The sequence below is a fragment of the Agarivorans sp. B2Z047 genome (assembly GCF_023373605.1).
Taxonomy (GTDB): Bacteria; Pseudomonadota; Gammaproteobacteria; order Enterobacterales; family Celerinatantimonadaceae; genus Agarivorans; species Agarivorans albus.
On the sequence record NZ_CP088080.1, the window covers coordinates 3,657,927 to 3,684,483 of the forward strand.

Below are 26,557 nucleotides of genomic sequence, written 5' to 3' on the forward strand. Positions count from 1 at the left end.
ATTTCTTCATAAGGCCAAGCCATAAAAACGCGCTTTAACAAGGCATAGACGCACCACATTGAGACGCGAGCACCACTAAAGACCACAAAGCAAGTACACAAAACAACCAAAGCGAACAGAAAACAAACAAAAGCATCAAAAATAAGCCCCATTTTAATGCAAGGCATTAATTTTGCTTAAAAAAGGCAAAAAATAATATAAATGGACTTAGACTCTATGCAATTAACACAACAAGAAAAACACTGGTTACCTATTTTTGGTAACAGCGGAAAGCTAGCTATGCGTAAAGCGAGCTGGTTAAACCGAAAACGAAAGCCACAACTAAAACAAACCTTTGAAAGCATCTCGAATACACGAGTAAAACTATTACAAGGCTGGGCCAATACCCAATGGGATTTTCTTCAAGATGCTATGTTTTATCTCGCCACCAAACCCTTAGAACAACAACCGGAAGTTCTGTCTCAGTTGCTAAGCCGCAATAGTGACTTCTCTGAACTGTTTATTGTTGATTCTCAAGGCAAGGTTAGCGCCAGTAGCTATAAGCCACATACCGGACAAATAGCTGCTAGCAAACAAGCCCTAGAGCAAGGCCTTAGCCAGCAATTTTTGCACGGCCCTTATCAAGATCCACGCACCCTAGCCCCTGGCCCGTCTAGCTCAAAATTTCATGACCAAGTTACCTTAATGTTCTACCAGCCTTTGGAGGTTAACGGTGAAGTAGTGGGCTGCTTATGTGGCCGAGTGCCTAACGATGTATTGGGTGATTTAATTCAGCGCGAAGCTGGTCACATATATAGTGAGTCGGGTGACAATTACATTTTCATGGTGGATGCTAATTTTGACCAGAGCATTAAGCCAGGTACCGCATTGTCTCGTTCACGCTTTGAAGACAATACCTTTTCTCATGGAGAAAACTTAAAATCTGGAGTGAGCACCGACTGGGGCACAGTAAAAGTAGCCAAACATACCGAGTTTGAAATTAGATTTACTGATCCAGCCACAAATGAGCTACACCCGGGCGTGAGAGAAACCATCAAAAATGGCAGTAACCTGTTTATCGATTACCCCGGTTATTCGGATTACCGACACATTCCGGTGATTGGTAAAGGCATTACCTTTCAGCTGCGCGGTTCGCTTGATCGTTGGGGCATGATGTGTGAAGCCGACCTTGAAGAAGTATATCGCCATCGTTCACTAAGCCATAAGTTAAGCAACAAATACTTAATAAGCTCACTGCTTAGCCTTGTACCTCCTCTATTAATTGCTCAACAATTCGCCCTTAGCATTAATCAACTAGCTGGGCTACTGGTGTTATTTTCTGCCCTTAGCTTCTTTGGTTTTAAACAAATCGTCGCTAAGCCATTGGCTAGACGTTTAGAAAACATGAGTGGGGTGATTCAAACCATTGCCGAAGGTGATGGCGACTTAAAACGTCGCTTAGATGCTAGTAAGTTTAAGCCCGACGAAACCGGTGATTTAGGCCGTTGGATTAACAGCTTTATTGATAACCTTGAAGGCGTTGTCGGCGGAATTATTTACGCCTCTAATGAGGTTAAACAAGTAAGCAGCTCTATGCTGCGTCGCTGTGGAGTGGTTGATAATTGTACTCAACAAACCTCTAATTCCATCGATTCGCTGCTTAACTTAGCGCAACACCAACAAACCGACATTGTTAAAGCCACTCAGTCTGCCGAAAACCTACAGCAAGTAATGACCGACATGGTTGAAAATGCCGAAACCGAGTACCAGCATGCCGTAGAAAATACTCAAGAAATCAAACGCATTGTTGAGGCTTCAGCTAAAAGCGTTAACCAAGTTAACGATGAAATGAAGCAAATCGAAGACATTGTGAAGCTAATTACCGAGATCACCGAGCAAACCAACTTACTGGCGCTAAATGCCGCCATTGAAGCTGCACGCGCCGGTGAACATGGTCGTGGCTTTTCGGTCGTAGCCGACGAAGTGAGAAATCTTGCCACGCGAACCTCAGACGCTGCCAAGCACATTGGCAACACCATGGGTAAACTGCGTGTTAAAACCGAAACGGCTGTCGATTACATGGAGCAAGGCGTTAAAAATGTTGACCAAAGCTCTGCCCTGCTGGACTCTGGCAGCCGTAGCGACGAACTACAACAAGCGGTCGAAAGTATGTTCACAACCATTAATATGATTGCTGGCAACAGTGAACGTCATAGCGAAACTGCCGAGCAGGCTCAAGTGACGACCTCTTCCTTAGAGCTATCATCTCAGCAACTAACTCGCCGAACCACGCTAGTGAAAAACTCAATTATTCGCCTGCATCAACTGGTTGAGCGCTTTGAAGTAACCAAAGCCGCATAAGCAACCATCATCCCTAAACTAAAAAACCAGCGCTTGGCGCTGGTTTTTTATTTAGCTAAATATTTTAAACTAAGCCCAAGCCTAGAACTTGTATTTAGCGCCAAAATAAAAGCTAGAGTAATCAACTGATAGACTATCTATATCTGCGGCAACATTTTTATAGCCTAGCGCTAAACCGAATCTGTTTGCATCGTAACCCGCTTCAAGACCGTAGGTAAAACCTAATCCATCATCTTCAGCTTTAATAGAGCCTTGGTCGTCTCTAACTTCAAGTTCTACGCTATATGAGCCTACACCGACCAATCCAGCTAGGTACAAACCACTATCTGAAAACTTGTAAGTAGGTTTTACATTTAACGACAAGCCTGAACCAGTTGTTTCCATGCTAAGACCATTATTACTCATCGTGTTGCTTCCCATATATAGGTATTCGATTTCGCCGTCGATAAGCCAACCGCCATCCAAATCGAAGCGCTTACCGAAAGCGAACGACGCCCCTAAATCAAGATCTTGGCTCAGAGCGTCAATGTCAATTGTACCGGTAGGACGTAAGTTTAGACCTACGTAAAAATCTCGAGGAGCATCAGATGCATTGGCGCCAAATGCCAACAAACTTAGGCCAATTAATGCTGCTTTTTTCATTGCATATCCTTATACATAAATTGCAGAAATCGTTTTGCGAAGCCTTAGCCCTTTAATACTTTAAAAGTAAAATAAGGCAAAAGAACAACGGCGGATTAAACAGCAAATTGGTGAACCAATCAAGAGTGAGATTTATCTTTTTGTAGACAAATCTCTCATCTTTGATAAAAGATTCAATAAAGCATAAAAACCATACAAAACAAACAAAAGGAATGAAAAAATCAAGCAAAACAATAGTAAACAAACAACTATTGGTATACCAATTTACAAATCTGGCACTAACCACAGCACCTGATAAGGCTTGAGCTTATACTCAGCCAGTATCACTTTTTCATCACTCAGTAAGTCTTCACATTCAGCTTGATAAGCCTGTGGTAGCTGCGCGTAGTGCTCTACTTGTTGTGGGTATTTGGTCAAATTAAACACGGCCAACAAGCCATTGCGCTTAGCGCCGTCGTCTGCAGTTCTTGGGGCATCGCCTCGCTGTAATACAAACAGGGCGTCACCACAGTCATAAACCCGCTGGGCAGCTTCAGGATGAAAAGCTGCAATAGTTTTACGTAAGGCCAGTAAATCGCGATAGCGCTGAAAAACCAGAGCTTGTGAGCTATGCTCTTGTGCCAATAGTTTCTCAAAATCTTGACGATCCCAGCGATGACGGTTAATTGAGCGAGTTCGACCAGTTTGCTCAACCAACGATTGGTCATTTTCGGTGGCGGTTAAGCTATGAATGTAAATGCCGGGAATACCTTGCAAGCTCAATAGCAGTTTTTGGCTACATAAAAAGCGCTCGACTTGCCATTGGTCTGATCCGGTACGTGTTCCTTGTAAAGCGTCAAATAAGGAGATGTTTAGCTCGTAAGGGTTTTGAGTACCATCTCCGTTAGACTTCATGCTTACAAAGCCACCAAAATTATGTACCGACTCAGCTAAGTCTGCAATTTCGTGTTTGGGAATGATCTGTTCAACCGCCCTCACCCCTATACCATCGTGCGACGCAACAAAGTTGAAGTAGTTACAGCCTTTTGGCAAAGCCACTAAATCCCTCGCCCACGCTGTTAAGTAATGGCCGTTACCGCGGTTTAAAGCATGCAGCAGCAAAGGAGGTAGCGCAAACTGGTAGACCATGTGGGCTTCGTCACCTTCACCAAAATAGCTAATGTTTTCTTGGTGAGGCACGTTCGTTTCGGTGATTAACACCATATTAGGGTCCAGCTGCTCCATCACCCAGCGCAGCAATTTAACAATGGCGTGGGTTTGTGGCAGGTGAATACAGTTAGTGCCGAGAATCTTCCATACAAAGGCCACAGCATCTAAACGAATAAAACGGGCACCATGCTTTAAATAGAACAAGAAAATATCCACAAAGGCTAACAGCACTTTAGGATTAGCAAAATTTAAATCTATTTGATCATCACTAAAGGTGGCCCAAACATGTTTTAAGCCTTGGCGGGTATAAACATCAACAATTAGCGGGCTAGTTCGTGGGCGGGTTACAGCACTGTAATCAAGCGTTGGATCCGATTCAACAAAGTAGTCCTGCCCCTCACCAGAGCCATTTACAAAATCATTAAACCATAAGCTTTGGCGTGAGCAGTGGTTCATTACTAAATCAAACATCAACTCAAAATCTTGATTTAACTTGGCTACATCGGTCCAATCACCAAGGCTGTAGTTAACTTGATAGTAGTCGATCACCGAAAAGCCATCATCGGAGCTAAAGGGGAAAAAAGGTAGAATATGCACCGAACTCACTAAGCCCGATAAGTACTCGCGTAAAAACTGATGCAAACTTTGTATAGGCATTAACTCATTGCTTAATACACTGTCACCATAGGTTATTAATATCACGTCTTGTTCAGACCAAGCTTGATAGCGAGGAAAGCCGGCTTTGCTTTGTTCAATCTTTTGGATGATGTCTTGGCTTAAATTGGGGTCTAAGGATGTTCCATATACTTGCTTAAGTAATAACTTGAGTTCTTCCATAAAGGCTCCCACCATGGCTTGCTTAGCGTTCTATTAATAAAGTATTTCCAATAACTATGCCAAGGCTAGCTAACTGGGTCGCTCGAGCACATTTAAAATTAAGCAATTGTTTTATATGAATAAACTGTGAAATAAATACCACCTGCTTTTTTTAGCTAGGAATAGACAACCCAAATAGCGCAATAGCAATGTGCCATTTTAACGCAGCATTTAGCTTGGCCCTCTTGATTTGCACCACCAAGGTGCATAGCCAATCATGCTCAAACTCAGTTAAATCAAAAATAAACCGATTATTTATAAACAAAACAATAATTTAGCTACTTTGTATCTATTCACGGCATCGCTCTTGCTCTAGTAATTACAGATACTAACCAACCAACATTCAACAAGATTGTACGGTTACAAGGAGTTCCAATGACCATGATTAAGAAATGTTTATTTCCCGTTGCAGGCTATGGCACCCGCTTTTTACCCGCTACCAAGTCTATGCCTAAAGAAATGTTGCCCATAGTAAACAAGCCTTTGGTTCAATACGGTGTAGAAGAAGCAGTAGCTGCAGACATGAGCGACATGGCCTTTATTACTGGCCGGGGTAAGCGCGCAATTGCCGACCACTTTGATATTAGTTATGAACTGGAAAACGAAATTGCTGGCACCAGCAAAGAAGAATACTTAAAAGAAATTCGTCACTTGGTCGACCACGTAGACTGTACCTTTACTCGCCAGAAGAAAATGATGGGCCTTGGCCACGCAGTATTGTGTGGTGAAACCTTAATTGGCCAAGAACCCTTCGGCGTTGTGCTAGCCGATGACTTGTGTTTTGGTGATGATGGCGGCGTACTGGCGCAAATGACCAAGCTTTACGAGCAATTCCGCTGCTCGATTATTGCAGTGATGGAAGTACCGCGAGAAGAAGCGCACAAATACGGGGTTATTGAAGGCGAAGCGCTGCGTGATGACTTATTCCGCGTAACCTCAATGGTAGAAAAGCCAGCCAAAGGTGAAGAACCATCAAACCTTGCTGTAATTGGCCGTTACATCTTAACGCCAGATATTTTCAGCCTTATTCGCGATACCAAGCCGGGTAAAAATGGCGAAATTCAACTTACCGACGCACTCCTTACCCAGGCCCAAAACGGCTGCGTAATGGCCTACAAATTTAAAGGTAAACGATTTGACTGCGGTAGTGTTGAAGGTTTTGTTGAAGCTACCAACTACTGCTTCGAGAACCTATACGGCAAGTAAGTGACTCACTGCGTCAGTTAAGCGACTGGCGCAGTATTTTCTACAAACATCGGCTGCGGGTTAAAACCCATATGTACTAAGGGGTAACCGGTGTAACGCTCTGGCCGCTTCCACAATACTTCGAAACGATGCCTTAAATAAAAGCTAAAGGCTTCGGCATTATCGGCAAACAAATGTAACTCTAATCGTGAACGTAAGCTCTTGGCCAACTCTAATAACTGCGAACCAATTCCCCTGCGCTGCCAGCACGGCGCAACAAACAGAGCAATAAGTTTGCTTTCTACCAAGGCTAAAAATCCACATACTTGGCCTTCTACTTCAGCCACCCACACTTCCGCTTTATATTGATACAAGCGCTGCAAAGCATCTTGGCGCTCCCACCAATACTTACTAGGTAGAAAATCATGGGCACGTAAACTGGCAGACAGCCAAATCTCGCCTATATCTTCGTAATCGTTCTGCTCTGCTTTTCGCAGGGTTAAACCTGCAGCATTAGTAAAAGAGTTCAATGAGTAAAACCATTACTGTTCATCCAGACCAACAGTATGGTAACTAACGAAAGATCTCGGTGTGAATTAGATCGAATTTTGTACGCTTTAAAACGATGAAGATCACAGCCTACTAACAAAAATGGCGCATTAACTAATCAAAAATTCTTAGCAAGACAATTACAGCAGACTAAAACTCTAGCGAAACAATACTCGTAGAATATCTGTTCAACTAGGATGATAATCAATAAATATCAACCACTTATTAAAAAGCCAACCATTAAACCTTAAATGTTTCTGTTTAAGAACCGAGATTTCTGGTATCGACTTCGATGAATAATGAGAGCAAAAAATCAGCAACTCGGAGTTATTGCGCTCGTTTAAAACTGCACACGCCTGTCGCACTTTGCAAGACTTGGCACTCGGTCACTAAGATCTGTTTTAGCTCGACACGTGCTCTCCGGAGGCGCGCTTTGGTCGCCGCTAAACTCAAGCCATTCTCTTTGGAGTATTGAGCTTGCGTCATGCCATTTAAATCGCAGAACTCAATAACATGCCGATGATGGCTGGAGAGTTTAGGTAAAACTCGAGGCAAGCAGCTTTGCAGCTGTCCCATTATCGGCAAGATCTTATCTACCGTTTCTAAGTCACCAATGTCTTCAATTTCAATCTTGCGGCGCCAATGATCGATAAACTGATTTTTGGTCATTTTAAACAGCCAAGATTTGCCATCTTTTAGTGAGCAAAAGCGCTCACTATTACGCATTGCTTTAAGAAAAACCTCTTGCATTATATCTTCTGTTTCATGCTGACTTTGCGTCTGCTTTAACAACCAGTTATAAAGCAGAGATTCAGATTGTTGCCACGCTTTCATTAAGCATTTCATTATCAAACCTTAGAGGAAAATTACGCAACAAGACGCTTAAAGCGATGTTTTGGAACTGAGTACTAGCCCAGCATCTGCTGAACCTGCTCAATTGTAGGAACAGAGCCTGCATGTTGGATAATACCATCCACTGCCACCGCCGGAGTAGTCATTACTCCTGCCTTCATGATATCTTCAAATCTTGTCACTTTCTCAACCTCTATTCGTAATCCAAGCTCTTGAGCGACTTGAGTAAGTCGTTCCGCAGTAACTACACAGTTTTTACAACCTGAACCATACACTTGAACTGTCTTCATTTATTTCACCATTTTGTTGTTAGTAATATGCATTGAATAGCCATCCCACTATTGAGATAGCAACAAATAAATAACCGGTTATCCAAGCCAATAAGCGGTATTGCATCACTTGTTTGAGCATCATGTATTCAGGCAAACTCACCGCGACAGCCCCCATGCAAAATGCCATTGTCGTTCCTAATGGCATGCCTTTGTCTATCAACGAGGCCATGATGGGCACTACTCCAGAAGCATTGGTATAAATAGGAATTGCACTGAGTGTTGCCAACGGCACTGTCCACCACTGCCCACCGGACAAGTTTTGCTCAAACCACTGAGCGGGTACAAAGCCGTGAATAAATGCGCCGATGCCCACACCTACAATTACCCACTTCCAAATGCGTTTTACAATTGTGCTTGTTTCATTCACTGCATATTGATGGCGCTGCTGATAGCTCAATGCAACATAGCTATTTTGGGTATTGGCTGAACAACCACTTTCATCTTGTAAATAAGCTTTAGCCAGAAACGGCTGAAGCCAACGATGGGCTTTCAATATGTCTAACAATAGGCCAGCCAAAACACCCAAACTTAATCCTATAACGACATACATGACTGTAAATCTGAGCCCAAGAATGCTTCCTAGCATGATGACTACAACCTCATTGATTAAAGGAGAAGTGATCAAAAAAGCTACGGTGATGCCAATAGGAATTCGCGCAGACACAAATCCCATAAAAAGCGGAATAGAACTACAAGAACAAAAAGGCGTAATAGCGCCAAACATGGCTCCGAGAACGTAACCAACTCCCCGATTTTTACCCTGTAGGTAATCTCGAACTTTCTCGGTACTCAGTGCTGCGCGGATAAAGGAGATGAAATAAATTAACACCACTAGTAGGCTCAAAATTTTTGTGGTGTCTTCAATGAAGAAATGCAGACCGATAGCTAGCGAAGAGTCAGGTTCCAAGCTCATAAGTGAAAATACTAAGTAATCCGCCAATCGTGTGAAAACTTCAAACATTCCTCTCCCCTAACAAAAATAATGTACCTCTATTAACGACACGAGTGAGTCAGCAAAAGGATACTTATTATTGTTAAGAAAGAGCTGTAAGGCCCCGAGGGTGGGAAACCTTATATCTCAAACGGGAAAGCAACTGGGCTTTTATTTAGATTATATCTATCGGTTTACCGGGATATAGCGGCCAAACACAGTTGGCCGCTAACGACAAAGAATAAAGCTCTCTTTACCTATAATATCTAATTAAAAAACACCATTTGAGTTAGCGATATCGCCGCCGCTAATAAGGGAATATACCCGCATGGAAAAATCTAGAGCTTGAATTGAATCCCAATGTTCAACGATTCGGCCCTCTTCAATACGCCAAGTATCGATGATATTCATCCCTTTTTGGTCGTTTCCCCTGTCTTCCTTCTCTAAGGTGGCATGAGAGTGAAAAATCACATAATCACCATCAACGTAGATATGTTTAACATCGTATGCATAGTCTGGGTAATCTTCGACAAACTCTTCAAGGAAACCAACCAGACCGGTTACTTTGTCAGGTAAGTTTCTGTTGTGCTGCACGTAGGCGCTGTCATTGTAGTTTTGCATAACGTAGTCGAAATTATGGTTATTCATAAGGTTTTGCACAAAGTCGCTTATTAACTCTGCATTGGCGAGCTCTTGTTCTGTCCAGCTAGCTTTCTTAAGTGAGGGTAAATCAATGATCAAAGTGTCTTTTGACTGGGCAAGTGCCATTGTGTTCACGAACAAAAGAATAAACGAACTAAGTACTTTAAACATGGTTGACTCCAATAGTTGTTGCGCTAAATAAGTATAGATTGATAACCATGGTAATTATTAGTAACCTACAAAACAAGAAGGCACTAAATGCTTAGTTAGGCAGTTTTTGGTAACCAGTACCTAGGTTGTGTAAATGGAAGGAGTGATTAAAGTGGTAGAAAAAGCAAAATCAACAAGACGCATTTTTTACAACGATGCGAGCTGCCCGGTGCGTAATGTTGTGGCACAAATCGGTGATAAATGGTCTCTGCTTATTCTCTTTGCCTTAGTCGATGGAGCAGATCGATTCAATGCGCTTAAATCAAGAGTAGAAGGTATTTCTCAACGAATGTTAACCCAAACTCTGCGAGATCTAGAGCGAGAAGGTTACGTGAATAGAACGGTATACCCTGAAGTACCAGTAAGAGTTGAATATGCGCTGACAACAATGGGTAAGGATCTGGTTAAGCCCTTATACAAGTTGGTATCTTGGGCTGACGAGCATCAAGAAGAAATTAATCGCGCCAGAAAAGAATATGATGACAACCGATAGCGATTCACACCGCTGTTAGCAGCTAAACCGGCCAGCGCTATGCACGCTGGCAAGTTTAAACCCTACTAATGAATAAGGGCTAGTTAACTTGGTATCTCAATAAAACTTGATTATCGAGAACCACGTTTGTTGACCAAATAAAGCTCGCTCCCGCGCCACTAAACTTGTCGATAAAGTTCATATACGCTTTTTTGTTGTTTACCCCAATTTCATCTTCTGAATACAAGCTCGCCTTTGGCCACGCACTCGCGTCAAATTCTTTATCCATCCAGTTACTTGGCGTTTCCCAATGCACGGCAAAAGCATCTTGCCCATCATCAGTGCCTTGCGTTGTGCAACTATCAGACAAGCGCTTGCCTGCAACTTCATTTAAGCAGCTAAGATCATATATTGGCGATGTGTAATAAGTTTGAGCTTGCCAATCTGCATTGGTGACAGTTCCGTCGCTAAAGCTAGCAATAAAACCACCATCGCCAGGGTGGAAAGCTTTACCTCGATTATTCTCGGAGCCTAGCCCTAGGTTCTCTTCCCAATCAATCACTTTAACGGCAATGGTGTAGGGTTTACTGACCTTAAATTTCACGATACTGGAGTTAAATGGTGTGAAAGGCACTGTATCAACGGCGATCAGCGTGCCATTAATATAGAGTTCAAAGTAGTTGTCAGCAAAAATATAGCCGGTTACTTCTTCTCCTTCGGGATCAACCACTACCACTGGAATAGAGTCTTGATCTACTTCAGCGATGCTTTTAGGAGTAATGTTGGCACACTCTTCATAAAGGTCGACAGCCTTAGCGGCAGTAGCATAGTTATTGCTCGCCGGGACCGTCCAAGATTTGCCCGTCGAATCAGTCACTTCACCTATACCAGCAACTCGACTCCGACCGTTTTTGCACTCAAAAATATTAGCTTCTATGGTTTTTGCAAAGCCTTGAGTTATGCTACCCGAGCCTCTGTAGTTGCTAGTGTCTTTAGCAATGGCGAAGGATGATATTAAAAGCAGTGTGATGAGCAGTGTTGCTGATGAAAACCTTGTATCTCGTTGAGCTCTATTGTTCATGTTTCCTGCCACGGTAGTGCATTGTGTTCATAAGCTTAGCCGCGAAGTGATTACTACACAAAGGGATAAAAACTAAAGGTAGAATATGAATAGAGAAACAACTTAATCTGTAAGTAACTAATACAATCCAAAGTAACAGCTTGTTTGTTGGTGTAGAACCAAAGCCTCAAATGGATTGGATACAGTCGATACCTCGCCTATTCACAAGGTATCGACACGGAAACTTTCTTTAAAGAAGAAACTAGCTAATAAGTTTGCGATTAAAACTTAAGGTAAGACGGTTATTGAAGTGATATCGCAAAAGCTTTCATATTGGCGAGTTTGTGCTTTTATTTTCACCTTATCATCACTACCCGCTAACTGTTCTAGCAATGCAGCATACTCATTATACTTAGGGTGTTCACTCAATAGATAAAGACCACCTTGACTTGCAGGGCAACTATTAATGCTTGGGGCCGGTAATACCGCAACCAGCAAACCTTGCTTTACTTCTTCTACACCGGCTATTCGCATTTGAGAGGGCAAATTAGCCAGCTCAGCCTGCGCTAGCGATGCCCACAATAGTGAGGCAACCACCATAACTTTTTTTATCATTTCACTCTCTCACAGTAAGGGGCTTGAATAATCTTGTTGAACCTTAGTTTACGCTTCGTTAGCCCAGAAAAGCTAAGCATTAACTGCGATTTTGCTAAAGGCTTCACAGCAAGCTCATTAAATAACAAATTTGTTCGCGAACTTCATTCAACACAAACACACTCAATCATTCTTTAACTATGTGGTTAGCATCAAAGCCCTCAAAAAAAACCGAAATCCCCACTGACAAGATAAGCAGTTTTGGTAGAATAGCGCCCCAAATTTATTAAAGAGCTATTCCGTTATGTGGTTTAAAAATCTAATGTTGTTTCGCATTACCAAAGAGCTAGAGCTCGAGCCAGAGAAGCTAGACGCTACTTTAGGCGAGCTAAGCTTTACCCCTTGCGGAAGCCAAGACTTAAGCAAATTTGGCTGGGTGCCCCCCATGGGTAAATTTGGCCAAAGCTTAACTCACGTTATCGGTAACGAATATCTAGTCTGCGCTAAAAAAGAAGAAAAGATGCTACCTGCATCGGTTATTCGCGATACTTTAGCCGACAAAATCGAGCTGATTGAACAAGAACAACAACGCCCGCTTAAAAAAGCCGAGAAAGACGCTCTTAAAGAAGAAATCGTGATGACCCTTCTACCTCGCGCATTCTCACGTACCAGCCTAACCTACGCTTGGGTAAGCCCAGACAACAACCTAATTGCGGTTGATGCCGGTAGTGCTAAAAAAGCAGAAGAAGTGATTTCTTTATTACGTAAATCTTTAGGCAGCCTGCCTGTTACACCCATTAAATTAGCTAATCAGGCTGACGTAACCATGACCGACTGGTTAAACGAAAAAGCCATTCCAGCCAACTTTGAGTTAGGTGAAGAAGCCGAGCTACGCAGTGCCCTAGAAGGTGGCGGTATTATTCGTTGTAAAGAACAAGATCTGTTTAGTGACGAAATCAAAGTGCACTTAGATGCCGATAAGTTTGTGACCAAGCTAGAGCTTACCTGGGCTGACTCAATTCGCTTTTTAATTAGCGAAGACATGAGCATTAAAGGGGTTAAGTTCACCGACACCATTACCGAGCAAAACGAAGACATCGATAAAAGTGATGTAGCAGCACGCTTTGATGCTGACTTTGCCCTAGCCAGTGGCGAACTCACTAAGATGATCCCCGATTTAATCGCAGCCTTAGGCGGCGAATTAACCAGCTAAGTCCTCACAGTTACTTACCTATTTCACCAACCATTAACATAGTTTCAGATACTTGCTAAAGGTTGGTGATTTTTTAAGCAAAACCATTGCAAGCCCCGCTCGCTACGCGTAAAATGCGCGCCCTTATTGTGCTGCTCGCAGCCTTCCTCAATGATTCGACTAAGACCCGGAGCTTTGATGTTTACACCTGAACTACTGTCACCTGCTGGCACCCTAAAAAACATGCGTTATGCCTTTGCCTATGGCGCCGATGCGGTATACGCGGGCCAACCCCGTTACTCTTTACGTGTACGTAATAACGAGTTTAACCACGAGAATCTTGCGCTAGCGATTAACGAAGCGCATGCGCAAGACAAAAAACTTTACGTGGTAAGCAATATTGCCCCGCATAACGCTAAGTTAAAAACTTACCTGCGTGATATTGAGCCAGTGATTGCCATGAAGCCAGACGCCTTGATTATGTCTGATCCAGGCATGATTATGATGGTGCGCGAAGCCTTCCCCGATCAAACTATTCATTTATCGGTTCAAGCCAACGCTATTAACTGGGCTACGGTTAAGTTTTGGCAGCAACAAGGTGTAGAGCGAGTGATTTTGTCACGCGAACTATCGCTAGACGAAATCGAAGAAATTCGTATGCAAGTGCCAGAAATGGAACTTGAAGTGTTTGTACATGGTGCACTATGCATGGCCTACTCTGGCCGCTGTTTGCTGTCGGGTTACATTAATAAGCGCGATCCAAACCAAGGCACTTGCACTAACTCGTGCCGCTGGAAATACAACGCACACGAAGCCAAGGAAAACGAAGTAGGCGATATTATCGCTGCCCAACCGCAAGTGGTTGAACCTACCCTGGGTGCAGGCGCGCCGAGCGACCAAGTATTCTTATTGCAAGAGCAAGGCCGCCCGAACGAGTACATGCCAGCCTTTGAAGATGAGCACGGCACTTACATCATGAACTCAAAAGACTTACGTGCTATTCAACACGTAGAGCGCTTAACTAAAATGGGTGTGCACTCACTTAAGATTGAAGGCCGAACTAAGTCTTTCTACTACTGTGCGCGTACAGCCCAAGTGTATCGCCAAGCGATTAACGATGCTGTAGCTGGCAAACCCTTCGACCCAAGCCTAATGGGCACGCTGGAAAACCTAGCACACCGCGGTTATACCGAGGGCTTCTTACGCCGCCATACCCATGATGAGTACCAAAACTACGACTATGGTTATTCGGTAAGCGATACCCAACAATTTGTGGGTGAAGTGGCAGGTCGCAACCAAGCAGGTCTTGCCGAAATCACCGTTAAAAACAAATTTGTGCTGGGTGATACGCTAGAGCTAATGACGCCACAAGGTAACCTTAACTTCAAACTAGAGCACCTAGAGAACAAAAAAGGTGAGCTAATTGACGATGCTAAAGGCAGCGGCCATACGGTATTTTTACCGGTTCCAGAAAATGTAGATTTAGAGCACGCACTTATAATGCGCAATCTTCAAACTGGCCAAGATACCCGCAACCCGCATCAAGCTTCAGAAGTTAAGGCGTAAACATGGCCTTGCTAATTAGCAAAAAATGCATCAACTGTGATATGTGCGAGCCAGAGTGCCCCAACCAGGCTATCTCTTACGACGGCATTATCACAGTGATTGATCCAGAGCGCTGCACCGAATGCAAAGGCCATTACGACCGCCCTACTTGCATTGATGTTTGCCCGATTGACTGCATTGCCGTAGACCCAGCGCATAAAGAAAGCGAAGAGCAACTTTACGATAAGTTTGTTGCCTTGCATGGCGACATGCTAATTGCCAAAGGCTCCGCTTAGCGCTTTAAAGCTCGATGCTAAAACTAACAAGCCGCAGCCACAAACTGCGGCTTTTGTTTATCAACTACGCAAAGCTAACGATAGGCTCGCGTAAACACTTCAGCCCTTAATCTGCTGCAAGGCTCAACTAATACCAATCGTACTAATTCTATCTGGTTAAAATACTGTGATGATATACAGAAACCTATGATTCCTACTTTCTACAAGTGATTGCATACTTTCATGCTGACATTTTTGTTACTTTTCGAGCTAGGTGGCTGATGTAGCATAGGAAAGATGATAACCTTGGTTTTATCAAATGTATGATAAGAGGAAAAATTCCGTGTTTAAACAAGGAAATTTTCCTATTAATAAACTGTTAGCGCTCATATAGGATTCAGGAGTTTAAATTTGAACTGGAAAGTAATACATGGCTTGTTTGAGGGGTTACTAGGGAAATGCTTATTAGTAATAGCGTTGGCAACGCCAATGTCATTTCTCGCAAAGGCTAATATTGATATAAGCCTTTTTTCTATCAGTTTAGTTGGCTCTCTTATTGTACTAGTTGGTTATATTTGGACTGCGGTCTCTACTCCTACATTAATTAAAAGTCATAAAAATGGTCACTGCTATGCAAAGGAGCTTGTAAATTTAGAAGAGTACTTAGATTCTGTATCTGAATTTAAAGTCCTTGAAGAATATAAAGATAAATTAAAAAATAATTATGATGGTTATTTCTATAAGCAGAATGATTTTAAAGATATAGACAGTACTATAAATGATATTGGTAAGAAACAGTCAATAAGGGCACTTGCAATTTTAAAGTTCAATCTAATAAATGAACTAAATTCATTCCAAAGGTGGTGTTTAAGCTTATTGTTTTTGGTAGGAAGTGTTTTAGTTTTCTTGCCACTGATTTATCGTATTTTTATTATTTTAGGGATTTAATTTTAATGTTTAATGATGTAGTAGGACGTTCCGTCTCAGATTGGTACCCAATCTTAAATTGGAATAAATTACCAAATTTTGGAAGTTGTCATACAAAATCATGTATGGAAGATTTCAGCAATAGTTATTATCGAGATGAACAAATTGTTACTTTGTACATTAATATCTGTGAAACTCTAAAAGGAAATTTTTCTTCAGCTAATGTAAGGCTAGCAGGAGATCCTGGAGCTGGTAAAACATCATTCTTATATGCAATAAAGAAGTTTAGTGAAACCGCTAAAGCTGAACATATACTATCCAAATTTTACTTTTATATTTTACATATAAATAAAGTTGATGATCTAGACAAAGAAGAAAATTATAAAAAAGAAATTATTTATCATGTTAAGAGAGCATGGAAAGAGTTTTATTTTAATTGTGGTCAGAGTGATCGCTACTTAAGGTTTAAAAATCAAGATTTAACAAATAAAGATCTCGTTAATAAATTGAGCGACTATTACAAAAATCACAAATCTGACTTTAATAAAATAATGGTGTTTGCTGTAGATGATGTTGACTTATTACCGGGAGATCATGTTAGCTCTATCGTTGATTTAGTTTTGAAAAATATAGAAATAGGCTCAGTTAAAAAATGGCTTGTGATTAGAAAGACTACTTTTGACAATTACTCTGCAAGTACAAAGAAGAAAATTGAACAGTTTTTTCCTGATCCTTATCAATATCCAAGCATTTCTTTATATAAAGTGGTTAAGTACCGAATAGAGAAAGCTTGCGTTGATAAAAAGTGTAAAACACCATTTTCCAAAGAATTATGTGACAACACTATAATGTCGATCTGTGAAGGAAATATGAGAGAAGGGTTATCTTTACTTAAATCAGTTTTAGAAGAGAATGGCCCTGGGGATTTCTCACACTCCGTCGATGAAAAAATAATACAAAATTATTTAGCAAAGTGTGCAGTTAAGACTCTTGCATCTTCACAAAAGTTAATTGATCTTCATGCAAACTTATTTAAATTATCTAACTTTCCAATAGCAGTAGATATCCTATTATGCACAAGGCAACATTCATCAATTGATATAGTCTTTGGTGGTGTTAATGATTGCTTGCTGAAAAGGAATGTTAATGCAGGGTATTTAGTTGGAGGTAAAGGGCATACATTTAAACTAATACAGTCAGATTTTAATGATGTATTAAAGCTTCTCATTGAACATGGGTTGATAATAAAGCCGGATAAAAACAGAATAAAATTAACAGAAAAAGGGGTTATTACTGCAAACTTTTGTAATGGAGACTTTTATTTTGATTACTGTTATGAAAAAAATAGACTTCATCTTGAAGATGATACTTATTGGCAATTGGCTAAAAGATCTTTAGACCATAAAGAAATTATGGATACATACCAAGTTTGGAAAAATAAGCGCTAACAAGGCAATGAAGTCGGATTCGTAACAGTTTGCTCGGTTCCGCTTCGCTCCACATTTTAGCAAACTATTACTCACCGCTTATTGCTGCGTTATATGTAAATGACTATGAATCGAGATCCGTATAAAACTTTTATTGGAGCAAAAGGCGTAGCATTTGCGTGGATAGGTTCAGTTCTTGGTCCACTTTTTGTCCTATCAACCTTCGGTGATTTTACTCATGCAAACACCTACATAGGATTGGTGTTTCTTTTAATCGTTGTGTTATCAATCCGAGATGGCTTTAAAGCTAAAAAACACGGTAAAAAATCTGACTTTTTAGCTCTAGCGATAATGCCTATTGCAATTCCTATTGGTTGTATCTTGTGGTTTTCACTTAGCCTTTAAATTCAGTAAGTTATATATAAAGGCCAATTGTGGCAGGGACGTAAAACGCTTGGCTTGCGCTCCTTCATGGCTAATTATAGCCAAGTATTTTCCGCCTCTTAGCGAGGCGTTATGTGTAAGTAGATATGAGTAATTTTCAAAAAGTTCACGATGAGCTGTTCAAAGAACATACCCAGCAATACGAGTATTTCACTCGGCTACTGCTATCGTTATCCGTTGGCTTTATCACTTTTACAACCGCGCTTAACAACGATGGATTCAGCTTATTATTCAAGGCCGCAATCTGTGCCCATGCAATTTCAATATTGCTCGGTGTTTGGCTTCAATTTATTCTCGTATATCGACCAATAAACGATCTCAATAAATATATAAAGCTTTCTGCTGCTAATCCTGCTGAGCAAAAATATATGGCTAGGTCTCCATCTAAAACGGAGCAGCTATGTTTCAATGGGCAGGTAAGTTGTTTTCTGTTAGCTTTCGTCTTAGTTGTAGTCGGAGTTCTAAATTAATAAAACACATAACAAACAGCACTCCGGCCCGTGTGCTGGGCGTTACTGCCAGGTTAAGTCATGTCGAAATCAATAGAAGTTCGAACAGCCAAATCAAGCGATGCTAATGATACGGCTACTATTTATCTTGAGTCTCGAAAAGAACTGGTTGCTTTTGCGCCAGTTGTCCACTCTGACGAAGAAGTTCATTCTTGGATTAAGGAACAGTTGATACCCCGTGGTGGAGTGCTTGTGGCTGAATTAGAGGGTAAATTAGTTGGTATGTGTTCCCTATCAGAAGCGGAGGAAGTTGACTGGATTGACAACTTGTACCTCAAGCCTTCTGAGGTTAGAAAAGGGATCGGCACGGCTCTTTTACGAGAAGCATTAGCTCGAGTTGGTAGACCATGCAGACTATATACTTTTCAGGAAAATCGAGCAGCGAGACAATTTTATGAAAAACAAGGGTTTGAAGCGATTGAATTTGGTGATGGCTCGGCGAACGAAGAGAACGTTCCCGATGTTTTATATGAACTTGTTTAGGGCGGTACACATCAAATAAAAAGGGCTCCACAAGGAGCCCTTTAGTTAGTTATAGATTGAGCTTATACATCGAAGCGATCGGCATTCATTACTTTAGTCCAAGCGGCAATAAAGTCTTTGGCGAACCTTTCTTTATTGTCGTCTTGAGCATAAAACTCAGCATAAGAACGCAGTACTGAGTTAGAACCGAACACCAAATCAACCCGTGTTGCTGTCCATTTAACCACTCCACTAACACGCTCGCAGATATCGTAAGAGTTTCTGCCCGTTGGCTTCCAGGTGTTAGCCATATCGGTAAGGTTTACGAAGAAATCATTGCTTAGTGTGCCAACCTTGTCGGTAAACACTCCCGCTTCAGAACCCGCATAATTGGTGCCTAATACTCGCAAACCACCAATTAGCACGGTCATTTCTGGCGCACTTAAGCCCATTAACTGAGCGCGGTCGAGCAGTAACTCTTCTGCAGTAACCACATAGTGCTTCGGCAAGTAGTTACGAAAACCGTCTGCTTGTGGCTCCAATACTTCAAAAGACTCTACATCGGTCATCTCTTGGCTTGCGTCACCTCTGCCAGCCGTAAACGGTACAGCCAAGTTTAAACCCGCTGCTTTAACGGCTTGTTCAACACCCACATTACCAGCAAGTACAATTACATCGGCAAGGCTTGCACCAGTATCTGCAGCAATTGCTTCCAATACACTTAATACTTTGGCCAGTTTTTCTGGCTCGTTAGCCTGCCAATCCTTTTGCGGAGCTAGGCGGATCCGCGCCCCATTGGCTCCACCACGTTTATCAGAGCCACGATAAGTACGGGCGCTATCCCATGCTGTAGCTACCAATTCAGCTACGCTTAGGCCGCTAGCAGCAATGCGTTGTTTTACTGCATCTACATCATAAGATGTTGAACCTGCAGGAATAGGATCTTGCCAAATAAGATCTTCGGCTGGAATATCTGGCCCGACATAAACAGACTTAGGCCCCATGTCGCGATGGGTTAATTTAAACCAAGCTCGCGCGAAGGTTTTAGAGAAGTACTCTGGGTCATTCTTAAAGCGCTCAGAAATCTTGCGATACTCTGGGTCTACTTTAAGCGCCATATCCGCGTCGGTCATTATTGGGTTATAACGAACACTTGGATCTTCAACATCGGTAGGTTTGTCTTGCTCTTTAATATCTACAGGTTCCCATTGAACAGCTCCTGCAGGGCTTTTTGATAACTGCCATTCATAACCAAACAGCAACTCAAAATAGCCGTTATCCCATTGGGTTGGATGGGTAGTCCAAGCACCTTCGATACCGCTAGTAACGGTATCTCTGCCGATGCCACGCTTGCTATGGTTATTCCAGCCTAAGCCTTGTTCCTCAATGCCAGCGCCTTCTGGCTCTGCACCCAACAAAGAAGCATCGCCGTTACCGTGACACTTACCTACGGTATGACCACCAGCAGTTAAGGCTACAGTTTCTTCGTCATTCATCGCCATACGTGCAAAAGTAGTACGCATGTCTTGAGCAGTTTTAAGTGGGTCTGGCTTACCATCTACGCCTTCTGGGTTTACATAGATCAAACCCATCATTACTGCAGCCAATGGGTTTTCTAAGTCGCGTTCACCGGAGTAACGAGACCCTTCTCCGCCACTTTCTGCTAGCCATTCTTTTTCAGCACCCCAATAAATGTCTTTTTCCGGGTGCCAAACATCTTCGCGTCCAAAAGCAAAACCAAAGGTTTCTAAGCCCATTGATTCATAAGCCATATTACCAGCTAGCAGCATTAAGTCGGCCCAGCTAAGCTTGTTGCCGTATTTCTTCTTGATTGGCCATAATAGGCGACGCGCCTTATCTAAATTGGCATTATCTGGCCAAGAATTTAACGGTGCAAAACGCTGGCTACCACTAGCACCGCCCCCGCGGCCATCTGCAACACGATAGGTTCCTGCCGAGTGCCAAGCCATACGAATCATCAAGCCACCATAATGCCCCCAATCTGCTGGCCACCAGTCTTGGCTGTCGGTCATTAGTGCTTTTAAGTCTTTTTTTAAGGCTTCTACATCAAGGGGTTTGAGCGCTTCGCGATAACTAAACGCCTCACCAAAAGGGTTGGTTTTAGTATCATGCTGATGAAGAATATCTAGGTTCAGTGACTTGGGCCACCAATTCATATTTGCCGCTTGCGGTGTAGTTGCTCCACCATGCATTACTGGGCACTTTCCACCAGAACTATCGTTGCTCATATTCATTCCTTAATTATCGCGTTTACATTGTTTTTGTATCGGCTTTACCAAAAGCCGTAGACTAATTTTCGACTCAAGATAAAGCGTATAACCTTATCGTTGAGCTAGCCAATTTGTATAAACTATCGCAGCAATAAGCGACAGTAACCATAGAAAAAATAAGGTTATTTGACGTTTTAACCCAAAACAATTACGAAGAACTAAGAACTTTACAAAACTTTACTTTGTGGTGAGTAATTAGAGCGCAGAAACAACAACTTTAGACCAAAACTTAAGCAACTGAGGCAGTTTAGAATATGCCTAAACTTGCCAACACGCTGGGTAAGCTTAACGCTAGTAACTTAACGCTAGAAACTAGGTGAGTGACTGGAAGTTAGACTGAAACAACAGGGCTATCAGGCTTAAACTTATAGCTAATAGTAAATCAAGCAACGTATCTATGTTGCTTAATCGGGAACAAGATATTCACTGAGCTAGTGTAGACATCAAGCTAATACATCAAGCTTTAAGGATTGAGTAAGATTAAATTCAGGCAAACAACGGCACAATAAGTGGACAAAGCATTGCGCTAAAAGTAGCACTGAGCACTAAAGCTAAGGCGCCATAAGCACCTTGCTGATGCCCCTCTTCAGCAATACGGGCTGTCCCCAAAGCGTGACAGGCCGTGCCCATGGCAATGCCCTGTGCTTTGCTCGAGTGCACACCACATAATTTAAGTACCGGAATACCTACCACCGCTCCCACTAAGCCAGTGATTAGCACTGCAATAGCCGTTAAAGCGGGCTCACCTGCCACTTGTTCACTAATTAGCACTGCAATAGGTGTAGTGACTGATTTGGGCGCGAGAGATGCCGCGATTTCAGGCGATGCCCCAACCACCAGCGCTAAGCCAACTGTAGTAGCAATAGCCACAACTGCCGCAACAACAATAGTAATAGCAATACGTGGTAGTTCTGCTTTTATATCGTATAACTGCTTATATAAAGGAACACCTAAGGCAACCACTGCCGGCTCTAGTAGCTTACTTAGCCACCCACTATATTGATTGTAATCATCAAAAGAGATGTCAAAAGCCAACAAACTAACCACCAATATGCTCAAGGTAATTAGAACGGGATTAAGCCAGGTAACCGAAAAACGTTGTTGTAGATGTTTTGCAGCAATGAACAATCCAATGGTTAGCGGCAGGTAAAGAAAATTCACCATTATTTTGCCTCCCCGTCTACAGATTGTGGCTGGGTGGCCTTAAGCTCATGCTTGTGCTCCCAGTGTTGGTAAGCTTTGCCAACAACTACCAGTAAAATCAGCGTCGCCAAAGCACAAGTAAGCAACATTGCAGGCAAAGCCTGTAATAAAGTTTCAATATGCTCTACTAAGCCAATACTAATAGGTACAAACAAAAGCGACATCCAGCGAACAAATTGATTAGCAGTTCGCTCTACCCAAGCCAGTTTAATCCAGCGAAACTGTAAGGCTATAGTTAACAGCAGCATACCCACAATGCTTGCAGGGAGAAGGTTTCCGCTAACTTCGCTTAACCAACGACCAGCCCACAACGCAGCGTAAATCACCGCTAATCCAGAGGCCATTTCTAGAACAACTGATTTCTGAAACTTTCTCATAACTCTTGTCGACTTTTGTTATTCAATGACGCTATTATGTAATAAAATTACAAAACAAGCTATCGTTAGCTAACATTGTTTTAGGAGACGCTATGAAGATTAGTTTTTTCAGCGCTAAGCGCTACGACCGCGAACATTTTGATGCCCAAAATACATCTTCAGCTTTTAGCATCGAGTATTTCGATACCGCCCTCTCGGCAAAAACTGCCCGCTTAGCCCATGGCGCTGATGCGGTATGTGCCTTTGTAAATGACGACTTGTCTGCCGCAACTTTAGAAGCCTTAGCCGAACACGGGATCCAACTTATACTGTTACGTTGTGCAGGCTTTAACAATGTTGATCTCGCCAAAGCAGAGCAACTAGGCATTACTGTTTCACGCGTACCGGCTTACTCGCCGGAAGCAGTGGCCGAACATGCCATCGCGTTGATGATGACCTTAAACCGCCGTATTCACAAAGCTTACCAACGCACCCGCGATGCCAACTTCTCGTTAGAAGGTTTAACCGGCATGAACATTTTTGGTAAAACCGCTGGAGTAATAGGCACCGGGAAAATCGGCTTAGCCACCGCGCGCATACTCAAGGGTTTTGGTTGCCGAGTCATTGCTTTTGACCCTTACCCAAATGACGCAGCCAAAGAGCTAGGTATAGAGTACGTAAGCATGGCAGAGCTACTGGCGCAATCAAACATTATTACCTTGCACTGCCCGCTTACCCCTGAGAATACTTACTTAATTGGTAAATCGGCCTTTAGTCAGATGAAAAAAGGCACTTTGCTGATTAATACCAGTCGCGGCAAACTGGTAGATTCCACGGCCTGTATTGAAGCACTAAAAGATGGGACATTAGGCGGCTTAGCTTTGGATGTGTATGAACATGAGAAAGAATTGTTCTTTGAAGATTTATCCGCCGAAGTCATTTTGGATGACGTATTCCGCCGCTTGTCAGCTTGTCACAACGTTATCTTTACTGGTCACCAAGCCTTTTTAACCCAAGAGGCCTTGCAAAGCATTGCTGATACTACCTTGCTAAACGCTAATGCATTTAGCCAAGGGCAACGTAACGGCAATGAAGTAACCGCTGAAGTGGTAGACAACAGCTAATCTAGATTTTGGTGAAATACCAATACAAACCATAAACTAAAGGCAGCATAAAAATGCTGCCTTTTTAGACTTTGAGTGGAATAGCTAGATCTTAACCTGCCGTGCGCTCACTTTTACGTTTTCCGCTATATATACACATGGCCAAGTTGTAGTCGTTGTAAGCCACCGCATTGCTTAAACGCACCCATTCTGGTACAAAGCCCCGCTAAAATAAAATTTGTAACTTTTTAATCTAAAAATAATGCCTAAGCTTCGATCATTCTCTATATTGATTGTTATTTGGACTATATTATTAGGCCAAGCAACAAGCTTTATCTCGTTCGCGGAAGCGCTACACGAAGCTGGTCATCATTCGCATTATTCCAGCACCGATACAGAGCAACACCAAAATGGTGAATGCCAATCACAATCGCTGCTGCATCAATGTGCGGTAGCCGCTGTAACAACACTTTTTACTACTAGCTTTGTTCCCGCTGCAACTACCTATGTAGCGCCGCCATTTAGTGCTTTTCATTCTTTATTTAAGCAACAGCAAACCATTCGCGCCCCGCCCACATTATTAAACAAAACAACCATCTCTTTAACCTAGAGCCTCAATCAAAAACTTAAATAAACCAAACTGCCAACTACACTTCACTATATGTAGCTTTGGCTGTTTGCTAGTGAACAGAAAAGATAAATGAACAAATCTGAAACATTAAGCCCTAAGCTGACTAAAACAAATAGACTGGCATCTATCGACATACTGCGTGGCTTAGTCATGCTGCTGATGCTGCTCGACCATATGCGCGAGCGTTTTTACTATCAGCATCGCATTACCGATCCCATTACCATTGAAGATACCGACACAGAGTTGTTTTTCACCCGTATTTTGGCCCATTTTTGCGCTCCCATATTTGTATTTTTAACCGGGGTTTCGGCCTGGCTTTACGCTAACCCAAATAACAAAGCACCACGCTCTGCTGCAGAATTTCTGCTAAAGCGTGGGTTATTTTTGGTGCTACTTGAAGTAACGCTGGTTAACTTCTCTTGGTTTGGTAATTACAACGCACTCTACCTTCAAGTTATTTGGGCGATAGGCATTAGCATGATTGCTTTAGCGCTGGCATCTCCACTTCCGAGATTTTGGATTGCGGCACTCGGTTTAACCATTGTCTTTGGACACAATGCCCTAACCGCAATTGAATTTTCATCTAATGAATGGGGCTACAGTTTATGGACCATTTTGCATGACCGAGGCCCGCTTTACAGCAGCGATACCTTCAGTGTTTTTGCTTCATACCCAGTATTGCCTTGGATTGGCGTTATTTTGCTAGGGTTCGCCTTAGGCCCAATATTCAGCGCTAAGGTCGAATCGAAAAAGCGCAAACAAGTGCTATTTGGCTTTTCTGCCGCTGCGTTATCACTACTTGTTCTGCTACGAGGGTTTAACATTTATGGAGAAACCTTACCTTGGCAAGCAGGTGCCAACGGTATTGAAACCATAATGTCGTTTTTAAACTTCACCAAATACCCACCGTCTTTGCACTTTATTCTGCTTACTGTAGGTATTGCCTTGGCCTTGCTTGCTTTGTTTGATACCTGGCAAAACAAGCTTAGCGATTGCCTCAAAACTTATGGCTCGGCACCGATGTTCTTTTACCTATTGCACTTATACCTGCTACTCATTGGTTATAAGTTGGTTATGTGGACCGTTGGTCCCAATGTAGACGGTTTGTTTGGCTTCGCCGCACTTTGGCAAGTATGGTTATTAACTGCGATATTAGCTGTTGTGTTGTACCTGCCTACTCGCACGTTCTCACGCTATAAGCACAGTAGCAACAAAGCTTGGATAAAGTACTTTTAACTCTTCTGCTCCCATAAACAATAAAGCCGACTTTTAGTCGGCTTTATACCCAATGCAGCTCCTTTTTGATTAAAACATACTATTGCCATTAGCACTGCCTTCTGGCACTTCTTGTATGCTGTCCCAATGCTCTACAATTTTGCCATTCTCATCAAAACGGAAAAAATCCATGGTGACGTATTGATCATTTCCCGGCCAAATTTGGTGAGTATGTAACGCCACCATGTCACCTTCGGCGATACAGCGTAAGAACTTAATTTGTTTGTTGGGATAGTCGCGCTGCATTTCATCAAAGTAGTCTATAAAGCCTTGCAAGCCATTTTTAACCAAAGGGTTATGCTGAATGTATTCGTCACCAACAAACATCTCTACGGCTTTGGCTGGCTCACCCAAATAAGCCATTTGATAAAATGCCACGGCATTAGCTTTATTCTGCTTTAATTGGCTGCCCATATCTTCTCCCAAGCAATCAAGTGATGTTATCTTAATAGTAGAACAAACCAGCCAGCATTAGCTTAACGCTTGGCTTGGATAAGACACTTCTAACACCAAACACTCTTGCTCACACGTAAATGGGCCATGAACCTCGCCGGGTGGACGGCTAGCGTAGTGGCCAGCTTCTAACCACAGGTCAAACGCCGCGTCATACAAACGGCCAGAGATAATGTAGATCTCCTCAGGATAAGTATGCGATTTAGCGCCAAAGGCTTGGGTATTTGCTCCAGCTTTAAAGCGAGTTAGGCGTGTATAGTCACCGGTGCTGTCATCTATGGCTAGGGTAAGCTGATGTAACTGCCCATCACTGCCCTCTATCTCTTCCCATTGATTAGCATTGTTTGTAGCTAATACATTCCAGTATTGCGCGGTGGTTTTCATTAGCATCCTTAACATTTAAGTACTTAATGAACATAAACTAAAAGATAGCGAGCTAATACAATTTCGCAATCAACATTTAGTGAATAACAGCCACCAAAACCAAATATTTAATTGAGGGTGTAGCTAGGGTCTGTAGATCTTTGCGGATGGTTTTTGCAGCAATTTATTAGCCATTTAGGCAAGGCAGTGAGTGAGCAGTTAAGTGGGCTTAATAATCACTCGCTAACGCTGAGTAAATGGCTAAGA

28 protein-coding genes are annotated in these 26,557 nt (G+C 42.4%); 14 read left to right on the forward strand and 14 right to left on the reverse strand.

The window, feature by feature from the left end:
- Positions 1-216 precede the first annotated feature (216 nt).
- On the forward strand, positions 217-2,340 hold the full coding sequence (locus LQZ07_RS16675; protein WP_152781400.1) for a methyl-accepting chemotaxis protein: 2,124 nt from the start codon (positions 217-219) through the stop codon (positions 2,338-2,340).
- A gap of 81 nt (positions 2,341-2,421) precedes the next feature.
- On the opposite strand, the gene LQZ07_RS16680 is transcribed toward LQZ07_RS16675, so the two are convergent.
- Both LQZ07_RS16680 and LQZ07_RS16685 read right to left on the reverse strand, forming a co-directional pair.
- Positions 2,422-2,982: an outer membrane beta-barrel protein gene (locus tag LQZ07_RS16680; protein ID WP_152781402.1), complete on the reverse strand. Its 561-nt coding sequence runs from the start codon at positions 2,980-2,982 to the stop codon at positions 2,422-2,424.
- A 264-nt stretch (positions 2,983-3,246) separates the two neighbouring features.
- Positions 3,247-4,968: a sugar phosphorylase gene (locus tag LQZ07_RS16685; protein WP_227981224.1), complete on the reverse strand. Its 1,722-nt coding sequence runs from the start codon at positions 4,966-4,968 to the stop codon at positions 3,247-3,249.
- A 420-nt stretch (positions 4,969-5,388) separates the two neighbouring features.
- On the opposite strand from LQZ07_RS16685, the gene galU reads away from it, so the two are divergent.
- Complete coding sequence (gene galU / locus LQZ07_RS16690; RefSeq protein ID WP_040307170.1) at positions 5,389-6,213, forward strand: UTP--glucose-1-phosphate uridylyltransferase GalU; 825 nt, start codon at positions 5,389-5,391, stop codon at positions 6,211-6,213.
- 17 nt (positions 6,214-6,230) lie between these two features.
- Here galU and LQZ07_RS16695 read toward each other — a convergent pair whose 3' ends face one another.
- From LQZ07_RS16695 to LQZ07_RS16715, 5 genes are all read right to left on the reverse strand, one after another.
- Positions 6,231-6,722, reverse strand: a complete 492-nt coding sequence (locus tag LQZ07_RS16695; RefSeq protein WP_152781406.1) for a GNAT family N-acetyltransferase — start codon at positions 6,720-6,722, stop codon at positions 6,231-6,233.
- 346 nt (positions 6,723-7,068) lie between these two features.
- Positions 7,069-7,587: a sigma-70 family RNA polymerase sigma factor gene (locus LQZ07_RS16700; RefSeq protein ID WP_227981230.1), complete on the reverse strand. Its 519-nt coding sequence runs from the start codon at positions 7,585-7,587 to the stop codon at positions 7,069-7,071.
- A gap of 62 nt (positions 7,588-7,649) precedes the next feature.
- Complete coding sequence (locus tag LQZ07_RS16705; RefSeq protein WP_152781408.1) at positions 7,650-7,883, reverse strand: thioredoxin family protein; 234 nt, start codon at positions 7,881-7,883, stop codon at positions 7,650-7,652.
- Positions 7,884-7,902: 19 nt separating this feature from the next.
- Complete coding sequence (locus LQZ07_RS16710; protein WP_152781410.1) at positions 7,903-8,886, reverse strand: permease; 984 nt, start codon at positions 8,884-8,886, stop codon at positions 7,903-7,905.
- Positions 8,887-9,126: 240 nt separating this feature from the next.
- Positions 9,127-9,669, reverse strand: a complete 543-nt coding sequence (locus LQZ07_RS16715; RefSeq protein ID WP_152781412.1) for a nuclear transport factor 2 family protein — start codon at positions 9,667-9,669, stop codon at positions 9,127-9,129.
- Positions 9,670-9,802: 133 nt separating this feature from the next.
- Here LQZ07_RS16715 and LQZ07_RS16720 point away from each other — a divergent pair, with 133 nt between their 5' ends.
- Positions 9,803-10,201, forward strand: a complete 399-nt coding sequence (locus tag LQZ07_RS16720) for a helix-turn-helix domain-containing protein (protein ID WP_152781414.1) — start codon at positions 9,803-9,805, stop codon at positions 10,199-10,201.
- Between the two features lie 79 nt (positions 10,202-10,280).
- Here LQZ07_RS16720 and LQZ07_RS16725 read toward each other — a convergent pair whose 3' ends face one another.
- Together LQZ07_RS16725 and LQZ07_RS16730 are read right to left on the reverse strand one after the other, a co-directional pair.
- Complete coding sequence (locus LQZ07_RS16725) at positions 10,281-11,261, reverse strand: hypothetical protein (protein WP_152781416.1); 981 nt, start codon at positions 11,259-11,261, stop codon at positions 10,281-10,283.
- Positions 11,262-11,528: 267 nt separating this feature from the next.
- The gene (locus LQZ07_RS16730) at positions 11,529-11,855 is read right to left on the reverse strand and encodes a hypothetical protein (protein WP_152781418.1); all 327 of its coding nucleotides are present in this window, start codon (positions 11,853-11,855) and stop codon (positions 11,529-11,531) included.
- 283 nt (positions 11,856-12,138) lie between these two features.
- Here LQZ07_RS16730 and rdgC point away from each other — a divergent pair, with 283 nt between their 5' ends.
- From rdgC to LQZ07_RS16770, 8 genes are all read left to right on the forward strand, one after another.
- Positions 12,139-13,047: a recombination-associated protein RdgC gene (rdgC, locus tag LQZ07_RS16735; RefSeq protein WP_152781420.1), complete on the forward strand. Its 909-nt coding sequence runs from the start codon at positions 12,139-12,141 to the stop codon at positions 13,045-13,047.
- 177 nt (positions 13,048-13,224) lie between these two features.
- Positions 13,225-14,592 (forward strand): tRNA 5-hydroxyuridine modification protein YegQ, encoded by a 1,368-nt coding sequence (yegQ, locus tag LQZ07_RS16740; protein WP_152781422.1) that lies wholly within the window; start codon positions 13,225-13,227, stop codon positions 14,590-14,592.
- A gap of 2 nt (positions 14,593-14,594) precedes the next feature.
- Positions 14,595-14,867 (forward strand): YfhL family 4Fe-4S dicluster ferredoxin, encoded by a 273-nt coding sequence (locus LQZ07_RS16745; protein WP_152781432.1) that lies wholly within the window; start codon positions 14,595-14,597, stop codon positions 14,865-14,867.
- Between the two features lie 390 nt (positions 14,868-15,257).
- Positions 15,258-15,794 carry a hypothetical protein gene (locus LQZ07_RS16750; protein WP_152781434.1) on the forward strand — a complete coding sequence of 179 codons (537 nt, stop codon included), beginning with the start codon at positions 15,258-15,260 and terminating at the stop codon, positions 15,792-15,794.
- A 5-nt stretch (positions 15,795-15,799) separates the two neighbouring features.
- Complete coding sequence (locus LQZ07_RS16755; RefSeq protein WP_152781436.1) at positions 15,800-17,221, forward strand: hypothetical protein; 1,422 nt, start codon at positions 15,800-15,802, stop codon at positions 17,219-17,221.
- 105 nt (positions 17,222-17,326) lie between these two features.
- Positions 17,327-17,605 carry a hypothetical protein gene (locus tag LQZ07_RS16760; RefSeq protein WP_152781438.1) on the forward strand — a complete coding sequence of 93 codons (279 nt, stop codon included), beginning with the start codon at positions 17,327-17,329 and terminating at the stop codon, positions 17,603-17,605.
- 125 nt (positions 17,606-17,730) lie between these two features.
- Complete coding sequence (locus tag LQZ07_RS16765) at positions 17,731-18,114, forward strand: hypothetical protein (RefSeq protein WP_227981232.1); 384 nt, start codon at positions 17,731-17,733, stop codon at positions 18,112-18,114.
- 60 nt (positions 18,115-18,174) lie between these two features.
- Positions 18,175-18,636 (forward strand): GNAT family N-acetyltransferase, encoded by a 462-nt coding sequence (locus LQZ07_RS16770; RefSeq protein WP_152781440.1) that lies wholly within the window; start codon positions 18,175-18,177, stop codon positions 18,634-18,636.
- Between the two features lie 62 nt (positions 18,637-18,698).
- On the opposite strand, the gene katG is transcribed toward LQZ07_RS16770, so the two are convergent.
- The 3 genes from katG to LQZ07_RS16785 all read right to left on the reverse strand — a co-directional run bounded on the left by katG (position 18,699) and on the right by LQZ07_RS16785 (position 22,486).
- The gene (gene katG / locus LQZ07_RS16775; protein ID WP_371923297.1) at positions 18,699-20,864 is read right to left on the reverse strand and encodes a catalase/peroxidase HPI; all 2,166 of its coding nucleotides are present in this window, start codon (positions 20,862-20,864) and stop codon (positions 18,699-18,701) included.
- Between the two features lie 528 nt (positions 20,865-21,392).
- Positions 21,393-22,070, reverse strand: a complete 678-nt coding sequence (locus LQZ07_RS16780; RefSeq protein WP_152781444.1) for an LrgB family protein — start codon at positions 22,068-22,070, stop codon at positions 21,393-21,395.
- A complete protein-coding gene (locus tag LQZ07_RS16785) occupies positions 22,070-22,486 on the reverse strand; it encodes a CidA/LrgA family protein (protein ID WP_152781446.1) in 417 nt (138 codons plus the stop codon). The genes LQZ07_RS16780 and LQZ07_RS16785 overlap by 1 nt, the downstream gene beginning before the upstream one ends.
- A gap of 92 nt (positions 22,487-22,578) precedes the next feature.
- On the opposite strand from LQZ07_RS16785, the gene LQZ07_RS16790 reads away from it, so the two are divergent.
- The 3 genes from LQZ07_RS16790 to LQZ07_RS16800 all read left to right on the forward strand — a co-directional run bounded on the left by LQZ07_RS16790 (position 22,579) and on the right by LQZ07_RS16800 (position 25,435).
- Complete coding sequence (locus LQZ07_RS16790; protein ID WP_016401791.1) at positions 22,579-23,589, forward strand: 2-hydroxyacid dehydrogenase; 1,011 nt, start codon at positions 22,579-22,581, stop codon at positions 23,587-23,589.
- A gap of 241 nt (positions 23,590-23,830) precedes the next feature.
- Positions 23,831-24,178 (forward strand): DUF6153 family protein, encoded by a 348-nt coding sequence (locus LQZ07_RS16795; protein WP_152781448.1) that lies wholly within the window; start codon positions 23,831-23,833, stop codon positions 24,176-24,178.
- A gap of 90 nt (positions 24,179-24,268) precedes the next feature.
- Positions 24,269-25,435 (forward strand): DUF1624 domain-containing protein, encoded by a 1,167-nt coding sequence (locus LQZ07_RS16800; protein ID WP_152781450.1) that lies wholly within the window; start codon positions 24,269-24,271, stop codon positions 25,433-25,435.
- Positions 25,436-25,504: 69 nt separating this feature from the next.
- Here the strand turns inward: LQZ07_RS16800 and LQZ07_RS16805 are convergent, their stop codons facing one another.
- Entirely contained in the window at positions 25,505-25,888 is a 384-nt protein-coding gene (locus tag LQZ07_RS16805) for an ester cyclase (protein WP_152781452.1), read from the reverse strand.
- A gap of 57 nt (positions 25,889-25,945) precedes the next feature.
- Entirely contained in the window at positions 25,946-26,311 is a 366-nt protein-coding gene (locus LQZ07_RS16810; protein WP_152781454.1) for a cupin domain-containing protein, read from the reverse strand.
- Positions 26,312-26,557 lie beyond the last annotated feature (246 nt).

Excerpts from the sequence above, each read along its gene's own strand:
- LQZ07_RS16675 (WP_152781400.1), top strand. The coding sequence starts at position 217 with ATGCAATTAACACAACAAGAAAAACACTGGTTACCTATTTTTGGTAAC.
- LQZ07_RS16680 (WP_152781402.1), bottom strand. The coding sequence starts at position 2,982 with ATGAAAAAAGCAGCATTAATTGGCCTAAGTTTGTTGGCATTTGGCGCC.
- LQZ07_RS16685 (WP_227981224.1), bottom strand. The coding sequence starts at position 4,968 with ATGGAAGAACTCAAGTTATTACTTAAGCAAGTATATGGAACATCCTTA.
- galU (WP_040307170.1), top strand. The coding sequence starts at position 5,389 with ATGATTAAGAAATGTTTATTTCCCGTTGCAGGCTATGGCACCCGCTTT.
- LQZ07_RS16700 (WP_227981230.1), bottom strand. The coding sequence starts at position 7,587 with ATGAAATGCTTAATGAAAGCGTGGCAACAATCTGAATCTCTGCTTTAT.
- LQZ07_RS16705 (WP_152781408.1), bottom strand. The coding sequence starts at position 7,883 with ATGAAGACAGTTCAAGTGTATGGTTCAGGTTGTAAAAACTGTGTAGTT.
- LQZ07_RS16710 (WP_152781410.1), bottom strand. The coding sequence starts at position 8,886 with ATGTTTGAAGTTTTCACACGATTGGCGGATTACTTAGTATTTTCACTT.
- LQZ07_RS16715 (WP_152781412.1), bottom strand. The coding sequence starts at position 9,669 with ATGTTTAAAGTACTTAGTTCGTTTATTCTTTTGTTCGTGAACACAATG.
- LQZ07_RS16720 (WP_152781414.1), top strand. The coding sequence starts at position 9,803 with ATGGAAGGAGTGATTAAAGTGGTAGAAAAAGCAAAATCAACAAGACGC.
- LQZ07_RS16725 (WP_152781416.1), bottom strand. The coding sequence starts at position 11,261 with ATGAACAATAGAGCTCAACGAGATACAAGGTTTTCATCAGCAACACTG.
- LQZ07_RS16730 (WP_152781418.1), bottom strand. The coding sequence starts at position 11,855 with ATGATAAAAAAAGTTATGGTGGTTGCCTCACTATTGTGGGCATCGCTA.
- rdgC (WP_152781420.1), top strand. The coding sequence starts at position 12,139 with ATGTGGTTTAAAAATCTAATGTTGTTTCGCATTACCAAAGAGCTAGAG.
- yegQ (WP_152781422.1), top strand. The coding sequence starts at position 13,225 with ATGTTTACACCTGAACTACTGTCACCTGCTGGCACCCTAAAAAACATG.
- LQZ07_RS16745 (WP_152781432.1), top strand. The coding sequence starts at position 14,595 with ATGGCCTTGCTAATTAGCAAAAAATGCATCAACTGTGATATGTGCGAG.
- LQZ07_RS16755 (WP_152781436.1), top strand. The coding sequence starts at position 15,800 with ATGTTTAATGATGTAGTAGGACGTTCCGTCTCAGATTGGTACCCAATC.
- LQZ07_RS16760 (WP_152781438.1), top strand. The coding sequence starts at position 17,327 with ATGAATCGAGATCCGTATAAAACTTTTATTGGAGCAAAAGGCGTAGCA.
- LQZ07_RS16765 (WP_227981232.1), top strand. The coding sequence starts at position 17,731 with ATGAGTAATTTTCAAAAAGTTCACGATGAGCTGTTCAAAGAACATACC.
- LQZ07_RS16770 (WP_152781440.1), top strand. The coding sequence starts at position 18,175 with ATGTCGAAATCAATAGAAGTTCGAACAGCCAAATCAAGCGATGCTAAT.
- katG (WP_371923297.1), bottom strand. The coding sequence starts at position 20,864 with ATGAGCAACGATAGTTCTGGTGGAAAGTGCCCAGTAATGCATGGTGGA.
- LQZ07_RS16780 (WP_152781444.1), bottom strand. The coding sequence starts at position 22,070 with ATGGTGAATTTTCTTTACCTGCCGCTAACCATTGGATTGTTCATTGCT.
- LQZ07_RS16785 (WP_152781446.1), bottom strand. The coding sequence starts at position 22,486 with ATGAGAAAGTTTCAGAAATCAGTTGTTCTAGAAATGGCCTCTGGATTA.
- LQZ07_RS16790 (WP_016401791.1), top strand. The coding sequence starts at position 22,579 with ATGAAGATTAGTTTTTTCAGCGCTAAGCGCTACGACCGCGAACATTTT.
- LQZ07_RS16795 (WP_152781448.1), top strand. The coding sequence starts at position 23,831 with ATGCCTAAGCTTCGATCATTCTCTATATTGATTGTTATTTGGACTATA.
- LQZ07_RS16800 (WP_152781450.1), top strand. The coding sequence starts at position 24,269 with ATGAACAAATCTGAAACATTAAGCCCTAAGCTGACTAAAACAAATAGA.
- LQZ07_RS16805 (WP_152781452.1), bottom strand. The coding sequence starts at position 25,888 with ATGGGCAGCCAATTAAAGCAGAATAAAGCTAATGCCGTGGCATTTTAT.
- LQZ07_RS16810 (WP_152781454.1), bottom strand. The coding sequence starts at position 26,311 with ATGAAAACCACCGCGCAATACTGGAATGTATTAGCTACAAACAATGCT.